Origin of the sequence: Acidicapsa ligni (assembly GCF_025685655.1) — a bacterium.
GTDB lineage: Bacteria > Acidobacteriota > Terriglobia > Terriglobales > Acidobacteriaceae > Acidicapsa > Acidicapsa ligni.
The window spans coordinates 272,102-291,872 of record NZ_JAGSYG010000005.1 but is presented as its reverse complement, the minus strand read 5'-3'; the positions used below and the strand labels follow the sequence as shown (position 1 = coordinate 291,872).

General features: G+C 54.3%; 15 protein-coding genes. 9 read left to right on the top strand and 6 right to left on the bottom strand.

From position 1 onward, the window contains the following. Nucleotides 1-58: 58 nt before the first annotated feature. The 3 genes from OHL19_RS18055 to OHL19_RS18045 are packed head-to-tail and all read left to right on the top strand — an operon-like array spanning nucleotide 59 to nucleotide 1,289. Complete coding sequence (locus OHL19_RS18055) at nucleotides 59-400, top strand: DUF2089 domain-containing protein (RefSeq protein WP_263359209.1); 342 nt, start codon at nucleotides 59-61, stop codon at nucleotides 398-400. After that, a complete protein-coding gene (locus OHL19_RS18050; RefSeq protein WP_263359208.1) occupies nucleotides 397-759 on the top strand; it encodes a hypothetical protein in 363 nt (120 codons plus the stop codon). The genes OHL19_RS18055 and OHL19_RS18050 overlap by 4 nt, the downstream gene beginning before the upstream one ends. Before the next feature lie 32 nt (nucleotides 760-791). Next, a complete protein-coding gene (locus OHL19_RS18045) occupies nucleotides 792-1,289 on the top strand; it encodes a DinB family protein (RefSeq protein ID WP_263359207.1) in 498 nt (165 codons plus the stop codon). A gap of 9 nt (nucleotides 1,290-1,298) precedes the next feature. Here the strand turns inward: OHL19_RS18045 and poxB are convergent, their stop codons facing one another. Then, entirely contained in the window at nucleotides 1,299-3,023 is a 1,725-nt protein-coding gene (poxB, locus tag OHL19_RS18040; protein ID WP_263359206.1) for a ubiquinone-dependent pyruvate dehydrogenase, read from the bottom strand. Nucleotides 3,024-3,255: 232 nt separating this feature from the next. On the opposite strand from poxB, the gene OHL19_RS18035 reads away from it, so the two are divergent. From OHL19_RS18035 to OHL19_RS18025, 3 genes are all read left to right on the top strand, one after another. After that, nucleotides 3,256-5,451 carry a DUF4139 domain-containing protein gene (locus tag OHL19_RS18035; RefSeq protein ID WP_263359205.1) on the top strand — a complete coding sequence of 732 codons (2,196 nt, stop codon included), beginning with the start codon at nucleotides 3,256-3,258 and terminating at the stop codon, nucleotides 5,449-5,451. A gap of 427 nt (nucleotides 5,452-5,878) precedes the next feature. After that, nucleotides 5,879-8,389 carry an Ig-like domain repeat protein gene (locus tag OHL19_RS18030; RefSeq protein ID WP_263359204.1) on the top strand — a complete coding sequence of 837 codons (2,511 nt, stop codon included), beginning with the start codon at nucleotides 5,879-5,881 and terminating at the stop codon, nucleotides 8,387-8,389. A gap of 355 nt (nucleotides 8,390-8,744) precedes the next feature. After that, a complete protein-coding gene (locus tag OHL19_RS18025) occupies nucleotides 8,745-9,773 on the top strand; it encodes an ATP-grasp domain-containing protein (protein WP_263359203.1) in 1,029 nt (342 codons plus the stop codon). Between the two features lie 74 nt (nucleotides 9,774-9,847). Here the strand turns inward: OHL19_RS18025 and OHL19_RS18020 are convergent, their stop codons facing one another. Continuing rightward, a complete protein-coding gene (locus tag OHL19_RS18020) occupies nucleotides 9,848-10,462 on the bottom strand; it encodes an alpha-ketoglutarate-dependent dioxygenase AlkB (protein WP_263359202.1) in 615 nt (204 codons plus the stop codon). Nucleotides 10,463-10,652: 190 nt separating this feature from the next. Here OHL19_RS18020 and OHL19_RS18015 point away from each other — a divergent pair, with 190 nt between their 5' ends. After that, nucleotides 10,653-11,762 (top strand): carboxylate-amine ligase, encoded by a 1,110-nt coding sequence (locus OHL19_RS18015; protein ID WP_263359200.1) that lies wholly within the window; start codon nucleotides 10,653-10,655, stop codon nucleotides 11,760-11,762. A 59-nt stretch (nucleotides 11,763-11,821) separates the two neighbouring features. Here OHL19_RS18015 and OHL19_RS18010 read toward each other — a convergent pair whose 3' ends face one another. Then, complete coding sequence (locus OHL19_RS18010; RefSeq protein ID WP_263359199.1) at nucleotides 11,822-12,358, bottom strand: hypothetical protein; 537 nt, start codon at nucleotides 12,356-12,358, stop codon at nucleotides 11,822-11,824. Nucleotides 12,359-12,515: 157 nt separating this feature from the next. Next, complete coding sequence (locus OHL19_RS18005) at nucleotides 12,516-15,914, bottom strand: TonB-dependent receptor (protein WP_263359198.1); 3,399 nt, start codon at nucleotides 15,912-15,914, stop codon at nucleotides 12,516-12,518. Between the two features lie 318 nt (nucleotides 15,915-16,232). Here OHL19_RS18005 and OHL19_RS18000 point away from each other — a divergent pair, with 318 nt between their 5' ends. Further along, complete coding sequence (locus tag OHL19_RS18000; RefSeq protein ID WP_263359197.1) at nucleotides 16,233-17,279, top strand: aminopeptidase; 1,047 nt, start codon at nucleotides 16,233-16,235, stop codon at nucleotides 17,277-17,279. Between the two features lie 117 nt (nucleotides 17,280-17,396). After that, nucleotides 17,397-18,374, top strand: a complete 978-nt coding sequence (locus tag OHL19_RS17995) for an aldo/keto reductase (protein WP_263359194.1) — start codon at nucleotides 17,397-17,399, stop codon at nucleotides 18,372-18,374. A 71-nt stretch (nucleotides 18,375-18,445) separates the two neighbouring features. Here OHL19_RS17995 and OHL19_RS17990 read toward each other — a convergent pair whose 3' ends face one another. Beyond that, the gene (locus OHL19_RS17990; RefSeq protein WP_263359193.1) at nucleotides 18,446-18,973 is read right to left on the bottom strand and encodes a hypothetical protein; all 528 of its coding nucleotides are present in this window, start codon (nucleotides 18,971-18,973) and stop codon (nucleotides 18,446-18,448) included. Continuing rightward, nucleotides 18,973-19,764, bottom strand: a complete 792-nt coding sequence (locus OHL19_RS17985; protein WP_263359191.1) for a hypothetical protein — start codon at nucleotides 19,762-19,764, stop codon at nucleotides 18,973-18,975. The genes OHL19_RS17990 and OHL19_RS17985 overlap by 1 nt, the downstream gene beginning before the upstream one ends. Nucleotides 19,765-19,771 lie beyond the last annotated feature (7 nt).

The following is a 19,771-nucleotide window of genomic DNA, read 5'->3' as shown; positions in this document are numbered from 1 at the left end:
GTTAAATAAAATTGATTTCATTTTTAATTTTATTTATTTTCATGCTATCGTGGTGCTCATGGGAATTTCCTCGTATGAGCGCCAAAGCACACGAGAACATCCGCTTTGCCAACTGCCCGAGGAGGATCTCGATTTTGTTCTCCAGTTCGTGCTGTCCTCGGGATCGTTGAAGGAGATGGCACGTCTATACAGCGTTAGCTATCCGACTATTCGAACCACACTTGACCATGTCATCACGAATCTTCAGCAGCGTGTTGACGGTGCACCCCCTGATCCAATGACCAATCTATTGGCCGACCTGGTAGAGCGCGGCGAACTTAAAATCGGCAATGCAAAAATGATCCGTTCGGTTTACCGCAATGCACTTGAAGCCATCACAGATAAGGAGAAGCCCCAATGAACATTGGCTTATACGCAATGCTGCCTGATCTACAGCGCTACCACCTTGTTGTCGCGATCGGCGTTCCACTCCTCGGAGGCGTGATGGTCATCGCAGCCTGCATGCTGATGCCTCGCGGCAGAGCCAAAGGTCTGCTCACGGGAGCCTACATGTTTCTTGCCTGCCTGGGAGCTGCCTCTCTTCTTTTCACAATTTTTGGTGCGTTTACGGGAGTTCCCTGGCATACAATCACGCCATTTCTCTTCTTAGGAATTGTGCTTACATTGATCATGGGCATCTTTGCACGGCAGACTATCCGCGAATACCAGCGTTTCGAATTCCGCAAGTTAGCCGCGGGACTTTTCCGCCGCAGCCAATAAATTTTAGCCCTTAACTATAACTGGAGAACATTATGTCAAATTCGAATCCCTACGCAAGCTTCCTCGACCATCGTCCCGTCGCAACCATCCTCACCGCGACACCCATCCTGCTCTCTGCATTTTCAAAAAAGATCGGCCCGGAAAAAATCGCTATTGCCCCAGCTCCCGGCAAGTGGAGCCCGGCAGAAACCATCTGCCATCTCGCCGACACAGAGATCGCCTTTGCTTTCCGTCTTCGCCAAACATTAGCTCAGGATAACCATGTAATTCAGACTTTCGACCAGGACAAATGGGCCATACCGTATGCCAGCTTCGGTCCGGATAAAGGCGCAGAGCAGGCACTCGCGGCATTCAACGTTCTGCGTAACTGGAATATGCTTCTCATCACCACAGTGCTTCCCGCATCAGCCGACAAGTCTGTAACTCATCCCGAACTCGGCGCGTTAACCTTCGCAACCATCGTCGCAACAATGGCCGGCCATGATCTCAACCACATTCAGCAGTTGCAGAAGATAGCCGACCAATCCTGATCGGCACTTCTAGCGAAACAGATTCGTCTTCGCCAGATCGATTACCTCATCCGCGCGGCCATTCATCACCGCGCGCATGATGTAAAGACCAAAGCCAGTCGCCTGCTTGAACTCGATCGATGGCGGCAATGACAGCTCCTGCCGGTTCACCACAACATCCACCAATGCTGGCCCATCAAAGGCCAACGCCTGCTGCAACGCGCCTTTCAAATCCTCCGGCTTCTCGACACGCACTCCGAGAAAACCGCATGCCTTCGCAATCTCTGCAAACGATGGATTCTCAAGCGTCGTACCGAAGTCCAGGAACCCAGCCGCCTTCATCTCAAGCTCCACAAAGCCCAGCGCACTGTTATTGAAGACCACAATCTTTACCGGCAGCTTCATCTGTTTCAATGTCAGCAAGTCGCCGAGCAACATCGCCAGGCCGCCATCACCAGCCAGCGCAATCACCTGCCGTTTTGCAAACGCCGCCTGCGCGCCAATCGCCTGCGGAACCGCACTCGCCATCGATCCATGCACAAACGAACCAAGCAAACTACGCTGCCCATTCATGCGCAGATAGCGCGCAGCCCAGATCGTCGGCGTGCCTACATCGCACGTGAATACCGTATCTTCCGCAGCGAGTTCGTCGATTAACTTAGCCACGTACTGCGGATGAATCGGCGTCTTGCCCGGCTCACCAACAGCAAGCTCATCGAGATCCTTGCGCGCCTTCTTGTAGTGATCGACTGACGTCTTCAGATGATCGGAATTCTTCTCTCCCTTGAGCTGCGGCAACAGCGCATGTATCGTGTCTTTCACGCTGCCAATCAAGCCCAGATCGACACGCGTGCGCCGCCCAATCTGCTCTCCGCGAAGATCGACCTGAATGATCTTCGCCTTCTCCGGAAAGAACTGCGTGTAAGGAAAATCAGTGCCCAGCATCAGCAGCACATCGCAGTTCTTCATCGCGTAATAGCCCGAGCTGAAACCGAGCAAACCCGTCATGCCAACGTCATTCGGATTATCGTGCTCAATAAACTCTTTACCGCGCAGTGCATGAACAATCGGCGCCTGTAACTGCGCGGCTAGGGCCATCAACTCTGCATGTGCTCCAGCACAGCCAATGCCGCCTAGAATCGTTACTTTCTTCGCATCGTTCAACAGCGATACCGCTGCCTTGAGATCGTCTTCGCATGCATGATGCACAGACGCTGGATCGCAGAGCTTGATCGCTTCCACCTCGCCCGAGCAGTCGCCAAGCAGCACATCGCCAGGCGCAACAATCACCGCTACACCGCGACGCGCAATCGCCGTACGCATTGCAATCTTTAAAATGCGCGGCACATTATTAGACTCGCTCACCAGTTCGCAGTAGTGGCTGCAATCTTTGAAAAGTATCTCAGGATGCGTCTCTTGAAAATAACCCGTGCCTAACTCTGAGCTCGGTATCTGCGCCGCAATCGCCAGCACAGGAACACGGCTGCGATGACAGTCATACAGTCCATTGATCAAATGCAGATTGCCCGGCCCGCAACTGCCCGCGCACACGACAAGATCGCCCGTGAGATGCGCCTCGGCGCCAGCCGCAAAAGCTGCGACCTCTTCATGGCGAACATGCACCCATTGAATCTCGCTATGCGTTCGAATTGCGTCCGTCAACCCATTCAATGAATCGCCGGGCAATCCGTACACTCGCTTTATTCCCGAAGCTACAAGCGTCTCTACAATTACCTCTGCCGCACTCTTTGCCATTCTTCCCTCCGCTCGGTAGGATGCTGAGGACAGCAACCCAGTTGGTCTTCTTTCAACCAGGCTACGCATTCCCGTTCTCATTCACTGAAGCTTCACACATGAGATCAAAACATGCCTGAGTATAACTTCTTGAATATGTCGGGAACCTTTTTTGCTCCTGCAGGGTCAAAGTAATTAGATATCCGGTAATAACACACTCTTGAACCGCAGGATCCGCAACGCTGGAGACACAATGCGCCCGCTCTTCTCCGCCGCACTCTTGTTTGCTGCAGGTGCTCCCTGCTTCATGATGTCCCAGACGCCTGCCACGCTTAAAGCTGCTGCTCCAAAAACAGCCGAGCCAGCCGCCACGGCCCATGGACTCCCCGTCCGGCAAGTGGTTCTCTACAAGAACGGCGTCGGCTACTTCGAACACACCGGCAGCGTCAGCGGCAACCAGCGCGTGACGATTGACTTCACCTCGTCACAACTGAATGATGTATTGCAATCCCTAACCGTGCTTGACGAAGGCGGTGGCCGCATTGCAGGCGTCAATTACAACTCCACTACTCCGCTTGCAGAGCAGCTTAAATCGCTGTCGCTGGGGATGAGCGATGACCCGAGTTCCACTGAATTATTTCAGTCGCTGCGCGGCCAGCGTGTCGAGGTATCCGGCGGCCCTGGTGGAGTAATTACCGGTCGGCTCATGTCTATCGAAACCAGGACGGAGAAAGCCGCCACAGGCGACGCGACTGTCGACAAGAGCTATCTGACGCTCATCTCTACGGGCAGCGCCGTCCGCGTTATCGAGCTTACTCCGACGCTCAGCGTGCGGCCGCTCGACGCGAGCCTGCAAGGGCAGCTCGACCGCTATCTTGAGCTACTCAGCACGACACACGCCACAGGTTTGCGCCATCTTACACTCGACGCGCTCGGCCAGGGCCAGCGTCAGCTTCGTGTTAGTTACATCAGCGAAGTCCCTGTCTGGAAGTCTACCTACCGCATCGTCTTTCCAAATACGGCAGACGGCAATGCCATCCTGCAAGGCTGGGCCGTAGTCGACAACACGATCGGAGCCGACTGGGATAATGTCCAACTCTCTCTCGTTGCCGGAGCGCCGCAGAGCTTCATTCAGCCGCTCTCGCAGCCGCTGTATCTGCGCCGCCCAGAAGTTCCGATTTCAACGACCGCGATGACTACTCCGCAGACGCATGAAGCAGCCGAGATGCGCGAGCCTCAAGCACCGGTTCCAATGGAACAAATGACCGCATCCATGAACAACCGTCTCATGGCCCCAAAGACGCGAATGAATCCCGGCGTGGCTGGAATGGAAGGCACCGGTTCCGGCGTAGGCGGCGGCATAAGTTCCGGCGCAGCAGGTGGCGTGATCGGCAGTATATTTGGCGGCGGTGGCGGTGGAGTCTATCGCCCCAGCGACGCCATCCAGCAAGGCGATGTCTCCGCGAATGCCTTTGATGACTTCTTCCAATACACGCTCGCTCAGCCGGTCACTATTCACAAAAATGAATCCGCGATGGTTCCCATCCTTCAGGAAAAACTACCCGCGGAGCGCGTCACCTTGTGGTCGCAGACCGAACCGCATCCCTTCCGCGCACTCTGGCTTGAGAACACCTCAAAACTCACCTTCGACAGCGGCAGCTTCTCCGTATTCGAGAGCGGAACATTCGCAGGGGAAGGCCTTCTCGACCCCATCCATCCTGGTGAAAAACGCCTTATCTCTTACGCCTCCGACCAGGCCGTTCGTGTGCGTGAAACGAATGACGAGAACAAGCGCGAGATTCGCGAAGTTCACATCTATCCCAACAAAGGCAACCCCGCGGTCATTCAAAAGAAATACGGCGTTCAGGGCAGAAGCACTTTCACCGTTTCAAACTCAGCCGATGAAGCTCGCATCGTAGTGCTGGAACTGCCCCGTCGCGGTGACCGTACTCTCACACCGGAATCCAAACCAACCGAAACCGCGGCCAATCTCTACCGCTTCAAAATTGCCGTGCCTGCGCACCAGTCCGCCAAACAGCAAGTCGGCGACGAAGGAACCGAATACGAGAGCTGGGAGATTCAGCCAGACGCAGATCAGGTCGGAGCCCTGCAAAGCCTAACGGAAGAAGTTCCCGCGCTGCTCGATCAACTCAAGCCCATCTACATGGCGCAACATGAGATCCAGGAGATGCAAGCTCAGATCCAACAATCCAATGAAAAAATCATCTCCCTTACCGCCGACGAAGCCCGCGCACGCGAGAACTTGACCGCCCTTAAAGGCAACGATGCAGCCAGGCGTTTTGTAGACGAACTGAACCGCGCCGAAGATGAATTACAAACAGTCCGCAAACAAAATACCGACTTACAGGAAAAGAGAAAAGCCTCGGTAGAATCACTTCGCCAAACGCTGCTAACTCTGACCATCAACTGGACCTCATCGGGTAACTGAGGCAACGCATCTTGCCACACATCTCAGACGCAAAATGCGGGACGAGCTACATTTGCGTTTGAGATGTGTAGTGAATAATTTCACACTTCCTTCTTCCAATTTCAGGCGACAAATATACCGCGCTTCGGTTACGCTTCCCGTAATTCGGCGAACGACTTCCCGCCTCAACCGTACAGCATCATAGCGGCTTGAGCTTAAGACCGGATACCTGGGTTGCCCTGTCCCCCCGGGGCTATTTCTGCGCATCACTTTCATTTTTCTATCCAGGCAGTTTTGCCATCAGGGCACGGCCACGCCGTCGCTTGTCGTCTTCGCCAATTTAGCGAAGATGAACACACCTCTCCGTACGCATGAATATGTTGATACGCAAGTGAGTTCGCAAGCACTATTCACCGCATCGCACCCGATCCACTCCAGGAGGAAGAATATGAATTTCCCCAGCAGCCGGCAAATCTGCATTCAACAAACCCGTATACCGAGAAGAAATATCTTCAGACTCTTAGCCATACCTTGCCTTACAGTTCCAGGCCTCACAGTTTTAGGCTGCACCGTATTAGCCTGTGCCGTCAGCACGATAGCCGTTGCACAATCCTCAAAACCAGTCCTCTCCCCCGTCATCTCTCTTGATCCGGCTGAGGTTCGTGAGGTGCAGAGTGAAGCAGCAGCAAAGCCCGGAAGCACTACGTCCCAGCCTCCAGCGAACTTTCGAAACTTTGCCGACGCCAAAGTTGGAGAGCCCGCCGACCTTGAAAAGCTGACTCTGCGTTTCGCAGAGACTACCAAGCTTACGAAGATTGCTTCGACACCTGATTTTCAGGTTGAGCAGGGCAGCAGTTGCGTCGAGGGCGATATCTACCAGGCCAAAACTACCTGCACGCTTCTGGTACGCTTTACGCCGCAAGGTGCAGGCCACCGGGTAGGTAAATTGACCATCGATCACACTGCATCCATCACGCCTTTTTATGTCGGTCTGGGCGGCAATGGCTACGCGCCCGTGATCAGCTTTACGCCTGCGATGATATCGACAGTTGCTGGAACTTATCCATCCAACAAGGGACTGCTTCTCGGCGCGCAGAATCTTGCTACAGATGGTGGCGATACTCTCTACATCGCCGACACAGGCAACAATGTCATTCGCTCAATCGATTCCAGCGGGACGATCACCACTGTCTCTTCCGGCAGCCTGAGCGCGCCAGTAGGAATTGCCGTGGATACATTCGGCGAAGTCTTCTTCAGCGAACCTGCTGCCGCCAAGGTCTTTGAGATTTATGATTATGGTCTGCAATTCCAGTTGAGCGGAACGGGAACCGATAGTTGTACGGTTGCCTCCCCATGCAATATAGGCGCAGAATTGCTCTATTCGCCCGGGCAGATGTCCATCGATGCTAACAACCAATTATTTTTTACGGATGGTGCGGCAGGAGCTGCTTTAGCCTCAGTTCAGACTTCTCCAGTGACTCTCGCGCGTCTTTATGATCCCTTTACCTATCAAGCAATAGGGAATGACGCCTTTGCCGTAGATGCTGAAGACAATCTGTATTCCTCCTGGAGCATCACAAGCGTCTGTCAGATTAATTCGCAAAGCTACAGCGACGCAGCTAATTCCCGCCCCACTTACAAGAAAATTGCCGGCGGTAAAACCTGCGGTTTTTCAGGAGATGGCGGCCAGGCGCGAAATGCCGAGATCGGCTCTGCCGTGGGTCAGTTCGCCTTCGATATCGCGGGGAACATGTATTTCACCGACACTAAAAACAACAGGGTGCGCACAATTGACTCAGCAACCGGCATCATCAGCACCATTGCTGGAACAGGGACAGCGGGCAATTCCGGGGATGGCGGAGCGGGAACGCTCTCGGCGATCAACGCTCCAACCGGAGTTGCAGTGGATTCCCAGGGACAGGTCTATATCATCAGCAATTCAGCCTCCACCGGAACTGCCCAGTCGATTAGGAAGCTCGGCCCGAATGGCGCTCTGCCTTTCGGCAATCAGTTAAGGGGCTCTGCGAGCGTAGCCAAAACCATTACCCTTTCCAACACTGGAAATTCGCAACTCACCTTCACCAAAGTTCTAATCAGCGGAACCAATGCCGGCGACTTTACTCTCGACCCCAACACAACCAGTTGCAACATCACTGCAAATGGCGTTCTTGCCAATGGTCAGAGCTGCAAGGTTGGCGTGATCTTCAAGCCTGCTGCTGCGGGAACTAGGACTGCGAATATCGTGTTTCTGGATAACACGGTTACGAACTCCAACACTGTCTCCCTCTCAGGAACCGGTACACTGCCCAGTCCAACTTTTGCCATCACGGCTCCTGCATCGGGAGCGTCCTTTACTTCTGGAACCACGGTCAAGTTCAGCGTCAGCGTAACTTCCACAGGAACGGCTCCTACCGGCACTGTGAAGTTCAGCGTGGATGGAGCTGTCTTTGGAAACCCTGTAGCACTCGCTTCGGGCGTTGCATCCGCCAACCTGACAGGATTGACGATCAAGGCCCATACGCTTTCGGCGAGTTATAGCGGCGATGGCAACTACTCAGTTGCGGGACCGCTAACACGTACGATCACCGTTGTAGCCGCAGCCAAAACGCCTGCCACGGTAAAACTTGGCAGCAAGACAAGCAATGTAACCTCATGCACGTCTATCGCCTTATCTATTGCGGTAACGGGAAAGACCCCAAGCAGCGCACCGGCTGGAATAGTGCAACTGAAGGACGGAAGCAAATCCCTGGCAAACGTGACACTCAACCAGGGCAGCGCTTTGTTCACTATACCGGCGTTGAGTGCAGGTACTCACATGCTCACAGCAAGTTATGAGGGAGATGCAACCCATGCAGCAGCGGTTTCGCCCACATTGAAAGAGGTCGTTGCGCCGAGAACCCTGTGTCAGACTCTAATTGCGAGCCCGGCACGAGCTATAAGAAATCCCAGGGTTAACTAAACGAGGAATGCTTGAGCGATAGAAGAATTCTTTCTATCGCTCGAGTTTCCTTATCCGTGCCCAAAGAAGGAATGATCACGGATGGCTTGCTTCCCTGAGCCATAACTATAGACGGCATAAATATTTCCCTAGCCGATCCCTATTGCAATCAAATAGATATAAAAAAACATATGGAGTCAAAGGAAACAAACTCATCTCTGTATTCAAGGCGAAATATCCAAAGGATGAGTATTTCGATGCGGATTCACGCTCGATTCAGCACAGTAATTGCAAAGGCTCCTTCGATAGTCTGCCTTAAACTAGAGGCAGCAATCGGGTTGGAAGGCTCTCTCGATTTCTCAGGAGGACGATAGGAATGAAAAAAATCGGCGTTTTGTTCGGTATGGAAAACAGCTTTCCCGGTGCACTCGTGGAACGCATTAATTCGCTTCACGTAGACGGCATCACTGCCGAGTTCGTCGAAACCGGCGCTGTCCACCTCGACAAGACTCCGAAATATTCCGTCATTGTCGATCGTATTTCGCACGACATTCCGTTTTATCGTGCCTTCCTCAAGCACGCAGCGATCAATGGAACGGTGATCATCAACAACCCGTTCTGGTGGTCTGCAGACGATAAATTTTTCAACTACACACTCGCTGAAAAGCTCGGCGTTGCCGTGCCGCCGACCGTCATTTTGCCGCATAAGAAATACCCCGAAGGCACCAACGAACGCTCCATGCGCAACCTCGAATATCCGCTCGACTGGGATGGAGTTTTCAACTACGTCGGCGAGCATGGATTCATGAAACCGGTCGATGGCGGTGGCTGGCGCGACGTGTATCACATTCACAATCGCGAAGAGTTTTTTAACGCCTACGATCAGTCCGGCTCGCTGTGCATGATGTACCAGAAAGCAGTTGATTTCAAAGAGTATTTCCGTTGCTATGTTGTGGGGCAGAAGAAGGTGCGCGTCATGCCTTATGACCCACGAAACCCACATCACGAGCGCTATCTGCAGAATCCGCCGAAGTACGATAAGGCTTTGCTCAAACGCGTCGAGCAGGACGCATTGAAGCTCTGCCAGGCTCTCGGCTATGACTTGAATACGGTTGAGTTTGCTGTCGAAAACGGAATTCCGTACGCAATCGATTTCATGAATCCAGCGCCCGACGCAGATCTGCATTCCGTCGGCGAAGCCAACTTCGAATGGATCGTTTCTGAGGTTGCTGCGCTCGCAATTGAAAAAGCGAAGAAGGCTCCCAGCGTACTTGAATTACGCTGGTCCGGCTTCCTCGGAGCCGCACCTACTCCGGCAAAAACAGCAAAGCCCGCGAAGAAAAAGGCGCCTGCAAAGAAAGCTGCTAAGCCCCAAAAAGTAGCGGCAAAAGCAACAAAGAAGTAGTAAGCGCTTCCATCCGTCAACACGAATGCCGTGCGGTTCATCGCACGGCATTCGTGTTTCATCTGCGAGACAACTTAGTGCGTCTTGCGGAAGGTCAGGTTATAGCGGTACACACCGGTGAGTAGATGGCTGCCGGGCTTCAGCGGCTGTACACCGTGGAAGCGCAGGCGCGATGGACCACCCCAGACAATTACATCTCCATGCTCAAGCAGAATGTGGCGCGGTTTCTCACTTCGTTCCAGGCCGCCGAGCAAAAACACTGCTGACAGCCCCAGCGAGACGCTCACGATGGGTTGACGCAGGTCGTTTTCGTCGCGGTCCTGATGAAGGCCGAGTTTGATTCCAGCGTGATAGCGATTGATGTGCCCAGAGTCGGGACGAAAGCGCGGGAAACCGGCGAGAGTTGCAGCTTGAATCGCAAACGAATGAAAAACTTCCGGCATCGGAGGCCGCGCATGATTCTCTGTTGCCTGGGGTGAATCAGGGAAACCTGGCATGGACGGCACAGACGATGGGGCGCCGTACCGAAATGGGACGCGATCATGGACCTGGCGCGGCCCACACCCCGTACTGACCACATGCATTTTCAGCCCGCCCGACGTCGTCATGTGGCGAAATGGGATTACAGTAGCGATATCTTCAACAGCAGCAAGGAGTTCCCTATCCAGCGGAAGCGCCAGGCCTCGCATCAGAACGGCTCCAGGGAAAAGTTCCTCATGGGTGGGTTCAGTTTCGAATTGGGAAAAGAGGTTCATTGCACGCACGTTTATCTTAACGCAAAAGGCGAATATATGGCGAAATGTTTTGATGTTGTCTTTAGATCCGGATGTGGGCCTTACAATTGGCGGAAAGCTGTGAAAAACCCTGACAGGAGATTCCATGCGGCCATCCTTTACGCTCGGCATTGAAGAGGAATACCAGACAATCGATCCTGTCACCCGTGACCTGCGCTCTCATATTGCTACGGAGATGCTTTCGCAGGGCAAGATGCGTCTTGAAGAGCGCGTCAAGGCAGAGATGCACCAGTCCGTTGTCGAGGTAGGAACGCGCATCTGCCACAACATCGAAGAAGCGCGCGAAGACTTATACGACCTGCGGCGGCAGATGATCCGGCTGGCAAAGGAGAATCAACTCACGTTGGTCGCCGGCGCTACTCACCCTTTTGCAGACTGGAGAAAGCAGGAGATCCATCCCGACCCGCGCTATCGCCAGGTGGTGAAGGACCTGCAGTTAGTCGCGCGATCCAACCTGATCTTCGGCTTGCATGTGCATATCGGCATCGAGGATCGTGAGGTGGCGATTCGCACCATGAATTCGATGCGCTACTTTCTGCCGCATATCATGGCGCTTACGACTAACTCACCTTTTTGGCTCGGGTTGAATACGGGTTACAAAGGCTATCGCGCCAAAGTGTTTGAAACCTTCCCACGCACGGGCATTCCGGATGAGTTTGCGAGTTATTCCGCTTTTGAGAACTATGTCAACCTGCTGATCAAGACCAAATGCATCGATGATGCCAAGAAAATATGGTGGGATATTCGACCGCATCCCTACTTCGATACGGTCGAGGTGAGGGCCTGCGATATTCCTCTCCGTGCTTCGGAGTCGATTGCAGTTGCGGCATTGATTCAGGCCACGGCGGCAATGTTATGCCGTCTTCACGAGCGCAACCTGGACTTTCGCCAATACGCGCGGCCATTGCTGATGGAGAACAAGTTTCGCGCCGTGCGTTATGGGTTAGATGGCAACCTGATTGACTTCGGCAAGGAGCAGGAAGTACCGGAGCGCGAACTTATCCTGGAGTATCTTGAGTTAGTCGATCCGGAACTGGATGAGTTAGGCAGCAGAAGCGCGGTCGAAGACATTCGCCATATTCTTGAAACAGGCACGGGGGCTGACCGGCAGTTAGCAGTGTTTGAACGAACGGGCGGAGATCTCAACGCCGTTGTGGATTACATGGCGGAGGAGACGGCGGCGGGCTTGTTCTGACGGCTCTATTAGCCTATCTTCCCCCGCATCTTCCCGCTCATCTTCGAGGACTAACGCTGCTATCTGGCCACCAATGACGGGCTTGGAGTCGGATGATAACTGCAAGTGTGCTGGGCTGGCTTCCACGTCGTGCCGTCGGCGTAGGTGACTTGTTCGATAGATAGACTCTCAAAGCCCAGCACGGACTCAGCCAGGGCAAGCTGCTGTGAGCCCTCGCCAATGGAGAGATGCAGCGGAAGCTCGCGTATGGTGGAGTCCAGTTGATAGGGACTATCTTTGACTTTGAAACGAGCGAGCAGTTCCACGGCTCTAACTGGCTTTGTGCTTTGATTTGTAACATGCACCGTGAGCGTCGGTACAGCAGCGGAACGTTTGTCTGCGGCGGAATGCCTGTCGGACGCGGCAACCAGTATTAGCTGTGCGGGCCGGTTAAAAGAGGCGCGGACGATCTTCTCCTCGCATCCGGCATCATTCGCCGGTTCGAATACAAATACTCCGGAGTCGTTGAGGATGAGGCCCCTCTGTGACTGCTGAGTTTGTTGGCTTAGGGCTGGCAATGTCGTCAGGAGCAGAAGTGGAAAAAGGATTCGTTTCATCTGGCACCTCACCGCAGAAGTTACCTTTGGACAGAGTATGCCTGCGATTGGTGAGTGTAAAGAGAGTTATTAGGACAAACATTTGTGCTTTATATAAAAAGCCCAGGTCTCTGGTTTGAGACCTGGGTACCTGTGTTCCTTCGGAATTGGAACTGGTTTAGTAGATGACCTTGAGACCGAACTGCACGATACGCGGCTCAAAGGTGCTGGTGATTGTGCCTCCGCTGGTAGGCGCGCTGCCCGGGACTCCGCCCAGGCCGCTGGAGGGCAGGTAGAGGTTCGTGTGATTGAAGACGTTATAGAGTTCGCCGCGGAACTCAACCTTCATGCCGTCAATCGGAGTGTTGAAGCGTTTGTTAAAGTCCAGATCGGTTGTGTAATACGCCGGCGTTCGGCCCGGGTTGCGGCTGGCGTTACCGAATGGGCTGAGGAGGGCACCGCTCGCATCTTTCGTGCCGGGCAGTGTGTAAGCTGCGTAGTTCACATACTGGATATAACCACTGGAGAGCGTCGTCTTCTCAAATGGCTTCACGCCGGGGACGACGTTAGGGCGGTATTCATTGGCTCCGCGATAAGTCGCCGTGATTTGCGGTGAAACGGCGTTGGCTGAGTTAGGCGTGTAACCGAGGTTGAAAGGCGTTCCGGCCTGCATGGTGTTGATAGCGCTGATTTGCCATCCACCGAGAACGGCTTCCGTAACTCGATTGCTGCTGGCCATAAAGCGCCGTCCATGCCCCACAGGTAGGTCGTATACGAGGCTGGTCACGTTGGCGATGGGCAGATTGTAGTCAGACTGGCTATAGTCCGCCTGGATGTTGTTGCCATCCTGCGGAGAAGGCGTGTTGCCCTCAAGCGAGGCGCTGGCGTTATCGAGCGCATGCGACCAGGTGAAGGAGTTGAGCAACGTCAGACCGGCAACAAAGCGCTGTTCATAACGCGCCTGGAGCGAGTTGTAGTTGGACTTGAAGCCGTTCAGCGCTTCTGTAATATCGCTGGGCCAGATGTTGGCGTAGGGACGGGTAAAGCCCTTCGCGGGATTGATCTGGTTAGCATTCAGGAAGCCCTGTAGGCGACCGCCAATGTTGCCGACGTAAGCGATGTCGAGGATAGTGTTCTTTGCCAGTTCGTATTGCCCGCTGAGGAAGTAGCTCTGAACGCGGCTATCGCGGGTGTCCCTGGGGATGTAGGTGATGTTGTCCGTAGCCGGATTGAAGTTCGAGGCCAGGCCCTGTGGGAAGCCCTGGTCAACGGTCCGATAGCCAGCAGTGTTGGGCTTCTGCGGTACGGAGACAAAGAGCGCAAACGGCGCGTTGATGGCCAGGATGTCGCCTGAACCCGCGCGCGTGTAGTGGATATAGCTGATACCGTATCCGCCGCGAACCGCGAACTTTGGCGTAACTGCATAGGCAAAGCCCAGGCGCGGGGCCCAGTCAGCGTAATCCGGATTGACCAGGGTGCGATCGTAGGTGCTTCCGCTTTTGGCGAGCAGCAGGGCTGTCGCCGTGGACGTGGCGGTCGGATCGAAGTTGGAGAGGTGGTTGTGTACTTCCGAGTAAGGCGAACCATACTCCCAGCGGAGGCCAAGATTGAGCGTCAGCTTGGAGGTAGCATGCCAGTCATCCTGCGCGTACGTGCTGTGCATAGTCTGGAGCAGGTGCGCGAGGAAGTAGGTGGCGAGAGCGTAGTTGTTGGTGGTTCCAAAGAGGAAGTCAGCCCAGTAGGTGTCGGCGGCGGCCTTGGGATTAGCGCAGTTGGGATCGGTCGATCCGTCTGCGAGAAGCGGGCAGGCGCTGAAACCGCCGCCGTAAGAGAAGGAGCCGTAGAGCGGGTTGGAGTCCTGAACTTCCATCCAGACATGCTCGAACTCGTAGCCGAACTTGAAGGAGTGATGGCCGCGCACCCAGGAGTAATTAATCTTGGGGTCGAGCAGCGAGGGATATTGCCATTGCGGATTGGTGCTCTGGCGGCCAAAAGCAGTGTATCCACCCGTGATGGACGTGGACGGCAGTCCACCCGCTACGGTTGGGTCGGTCGGCAGACCAGGGATATTAAAGGCATCGTCGCCAATCGACAGCGAGAACTTGCCGCCGCGTGTACCTGAGAGGCCGAGGCGTGCGTCGAGAACCTTGTTGGACCCAAAGAGATGCGTGTAACCGGCAGCTACCTGCTCGTCATGAATCAACGTACGACCGTTGGTCTGGCCGTCGAGAGGCAGCGGAATTGTCGGGTAGTTGATGCCGGTTTCCTTACGATCACTGATGTGCAGGAACCAGGAGCTGCTGGCATTCTCCTGGTAGTCAAGCCGCAGGCTGCCCTTGTCGGAGTTGTCGGTGAAGGGTGCTTCGCTCGGGTAGTCGTTCGATGCGAGGCCTGAACCTGCTGCGCCAGAGAGCGGAAGATTCTGCAGCCCGCTGAAATAGCCGAGAAGTTGCCGGGAGAGCGGCGAAATATCAGGCGAGGTCAGCAGCGAGGTACCGGCCTTATAAACGGTGCCGGGGGCAAGCGGGTCCTGAACATCCACAGCCAGAACGCCCTTCAGTTCAGCCTGCGTAGGCATCGTCAGGACGACAAGCGGCTTGAGTGTCTGGCGGAAGCCTTCGTAATCCAGAAAGAAGAAGAGCTTGTCTTTCAGAATAGGTCCACCGAGGTTGAAGCCGAACTGATTGCGGTTGAATACCGGCTTCTGGAACGGCGTGGTGCCAACCGTAGGCTTGAAAAAACCAGCAGCGTTCAGGTCGGTGTTGCGGATGAATTCGTAGAGAGTCGTGTGAAACTTATTGGTTCCGCTGGCCGAGGCAACGTTGATGGTCGCGCCGGAAGAGCGGCCATACTGCGCGCTTTCGTTATTGGTGACGACCTCAAACTGCGCGATAGAGTCAGGCGGAGGAGCGATGATCTGGTTGTCAAAACCCTGATTGCTCTCACCGTAAGCGTTGTTGTCCATACCGTCGAGCAGGAAGTTATTGAACATGCTGCGCTGGCCATTGACATTGTAGGATCCGGCGCGAACGAGGCTGGTGGCTGCCGTGGTGGTCGCAGCCGTAGGTGCCTGCCGTGAGCCGGTTACGAGGCCGAGCAAATCGGAGTATTGCCGCGAGACCAGTGGCAGTGCTTCGGTCTGGTAATTGGAGATATTCTGACCGCGTTCGCTGGTCTCAGTCTCCAGCGCGAGGGAGACGCCGGTTACTTCGACCGTGTTTTCCGTTCCACCGATCTTCAATTCAAGATTGATACGGGTGCGGCCCGCAACGGAGATGTTGATCTCCTGGGCAACGGCTGCCGAAAAGCCCTGCGCCTCGGCACGGACGGTGTATACCCCTACGCGGAGCGACGGGAACTCATAATCGCCCGTGGCGTTGGCAGCGGCTTTGGCGACGATGCCGGTAGCGTTGTTCGTGGCTGAGACCATCGCGCCCGGAATAGCTGCGCCGCTTGGATCGTGAATGGTGCCAACTAGGCTGCCGTCTTCAAACTGCGCCCTGGCGAGCGTACTTCCCAGAATGAATAGCAGGCCTGCCAAAAAAGAAATAGAAAGGTTTCTTATCGTTAGTTTCATAGCGACAAGCATAGGAAGCAGTGACTTGGGGCAAATTTAACAAAACGTGAACAGTGGTTAAATTTCCCGTCAGAGCATCAGGATGGTTACTTTAGTTTAGAGTTAAGCGTATTATTATGAATAACTTGAATTGATCCATCCAACGCAGGGCTGTTCATATATTGAAACGTTCGAATCGCTCTTTTGATAAAAAGAACATCCGTTTAAGGGGCATCCCTATCAGAAAGCGCTAGATTCTTCTCATTTCAATTGGGTGAAATTTCCGGTAGGCTCAAAGAAGATCATGGCGTGTTTTGACCGCCCGATTTCGGAGTCCGCGTGACATCAACTGCCAAAGAACTCTTGCATCTTCCCTATCCGATCGAATTTGCGCCTGGTGCGCAGTCCGCTGTGACGACCTGCCTGCGCATCGAACCGTCGGAAAAGGTGACTCTGATAACCGACCGGGCAACGGAACAGATTGCAGCCTCTATTGGCGAGCAACTGGCGGCACGTGGCTGCGAATGGAATGCATTTCTCCTGGAAGATCTGGCGCCGCGCCCGCTGCTGGAGATGCCCAGTGAAGTGCTGGCCGATATGGAGAGTTCGCAGGTGTCGATCTTTGCCGTGCAAGTGCAGCAGAATGAGCTGCGTTCGCGGATGCAGATGACCGATGTAGTAAATCGCCGCCACATGCGCCATGCGCATATGGTGAATATCACCGCCGAGATTATGTGCCAGGGGATGCGAGCGGATTTCAACCTCGTGGACCGGCTTTCGCAGCAGGTGCTGGACCGGGTAAAGAAAGCAACACGGATTCGCGCGACAACCGCCGCCGGAACCGATATCACCGCCGAAATGAATCCGGGATACAAGTGGTTCAAGACAAGCGGAATCATCAGTCCGGAAAAGTGGGGCAATCTGCCCGGTGGGGAGTGTTTTACCTCGCCGGGTGAGGTCAACGGCCGTTTTGTAGTGGATGGCGTCGTTGGCGACTGGCTGTGCGCGCGCTACGGGCTGCTACATGAGACTCCGCTGACGATTGAGATTGCCGGAAACCGGATTGTTAGCTGCTCAAGCTCGAACAAGGCGCTTGAGGCCGACTTCTGGGCCTACACGCATACCGATGAGAATTCGGATCGAGTCGGCGAGTTTGCAATTGGGACCAACCTTGGCGTTGAACGAGTGATCGGAAACATCTTGCAGGATGAGAAATTTCCCGGGATTCATATAGCCTTTGGCAATCCCTACGGCGAACACACGGGCGCGCCCTGGCGCTCCGGTACACATATCGATGTGGTGGGGCTAGGGTTCAATATCTGGCTGGAGTCTGCGGATGGCCAGGAACAGATCATGCGCGATGGACGGTTTCTAATCGCAGCTTGAACTGCCACTCCAGAGCAAGCGCATGAAGCTGCTTACTCTCCCAATCATATAAATCAATAGAGCGATAGGTCGTTTCCATGCGGCCTATCGCTCGCCCTGTGCGTCTATGCTGGACATATGACCGAGACAGCTTCCCTTCCCTTGAAACAACTTGGCAACTCAGACCTCAAACTGACGGCGATCGGCTTTGGCGCATGGGCCATTGGCGGTGGCAATTGGGATTTTGGCTGGGGCGCCCAGGAAGATACGGACTCCATACACGCTATTCACGCCGCTCTTGACGCGGGCATCAACTGGATCGATACAGCCGCCGTTTACGGGCTGGGACACTCTGAAGAAATCGTTGGGAAAGCGGTGAAGAGCAGCGCATACAAACCGCTGGTCTTTACGAAATGCTCAATGCGCTGGAACGCCGACCGTCAGATTTACCACAGCATCAAGGCCGCTTCAGTAGCAGAAGAGCTGGAGGCATCTCTACGGCGCCTGGGCGTCGAGACGATTGATCTCTACCAGATACATTGGCCCAAACCCAACGAGGAAATCGAAGAAGGTTGGGCTGAACTGGCGAAACAACAAAAAGCTGGCAAAATTCGCTGGATCGGTGTGTCCAACTTTGACGTGAACCAGATGAAGCGAGCCCAGGAAATCGCGCCTATTACTTCCCTGCAGCCTCCTTACTCAATGCTGCGTCCGGCAGTGGCGGCTGAAATTCTGCCGTATTGTGAACAGAACAACATCGGAGTCATCAACTACTCCCCCATGGTCAGCGGTTTGTTGACCGGGCGGATGAGCGCTGAACGGGTAGCCGCGATGCCTGCGGATGACTGGCGGCGCAAGGCGATAGAGTTCAACGAACCTCGGCTAAGCCGAAATATGCGACTGGTCGAGCTTCTACGCGAGATCGGCTCTGCACACGGAGTACAGCCAGGAGTTGTGGCTGTCGCCTGGACACTGCATAATCCAGCGATCACGGCGGCGATTGTCGGCGGACGAAGCGGAGAACAGGTCAAGGAATTAGCGGCGGCACTACACTTCCGGCTGAGCGAGGAAGAGTTTGCGCTCATTGGCAAGTTCCTCTCTGAAAATCCGGTCTAGCCTGACTTCAGACAAAGCAAAAGCCCCGGACCTGAAGCAGGTCCGGGGCTTCTTTTCGTTCTGGGAGAGAATTACATCGCTGCGACGAAGTCCGGTAGGACGAGTGCCGCGTGGTCCTGAAGCAGGATGGTCATGCGTGCTGCCATGCCACTGTAGAGGCTGGCTGCGCGGAAGGCATTGACCTTCACGCCTGCAGTTGCCTTGCTCAACGCATATTGACCGAGGGCCATCAGAACGCAAAGGCGAATCTGCATGGCATCGCTGCGAAGAGCTTCCAGAATCATTGGATCGATGGGATTCAATTCCGAAGAGTTGCGCTTGGCGTAATCAGCCATTTCAAGCATGACGCGCGCATTCTGAAACATCGCCCAAAGCCCCTTGGGGCCATCCAGACGCTGCCAGATATCGTCGGTGGTCGCGTTCAGGCCTTCCTTCCACAGAAACTGATCGCTCAGATCACGTGCGCTCCAGTCGGAACGAAGCTGGCCGAGAAGGCCATCCCAACTTTGGACATTGCGACGACGCATGTTGCGACGCCACTGGCCAAAGTACACCAGTAAGGCACTCACGATTGCGATTTGTAGTAACGGAAAAAGCATTACTTATCCTTTTGTTTCGAGCGTTCTGCGGGCAAATCGGTAAGCGCGATTCGACCAGCACGCGCCCCACCACCCATTTGTAACAGAAAGTTTTGCATTTGTGGACTGAATTCTTTGCGTTCTTGCTCTTTAGTGCTAAAACTCACCACCCAATAGAACAGTGTACCGAGGTAACTAAACGTTACAGCCTGATAAAGCCGGAGATATTGAGCCCCAATTTCAACCTGGTGGGAGTGAAGAACGGCCACCATGAGGCTGACTATCGAGAAAAAACCGAGCCCGGTTGCTATCTGAAGTTCGCGATCACGCCATCCGATCGACAAAACCTGGCTGAAGCCCGCCAGCACCAGGAAGCAGACAACTCGTAATATCGCGATCGTCTCTTGAAAGTGAACATAGAAACGAGCATTGGAAGAAATATCCTGAGGAACGGTCGTACCCGCCAAAGGCCAGATCGCAAGCCCGGCAAGAGCGACAAGTAATCCCAGGATGATCGTAGTGCCACGGGGGAGAATTTTACGAACCGGGCTTAGAACCGACCGGGCCAACTCAACCAGCACAGTAAATTGAAGACACGCATCTACCGGCGTGTAGATAAGGTAAAAACGGTTATAGGCGTCTGGAATCTTATAGATAAGTAGGTAAGTTCCTACAATATCGGTCAGCAGACTCCATGCAACGTATATCGAAAAGAAAGGCAGAGTTCGCCACGATTTACGACGCAAAAGGAGAATGGAGACAGTAGCTTCACCCAACATTCCCACGACTGAAACGATCGTGTCGAGAGCCACTGTTGCC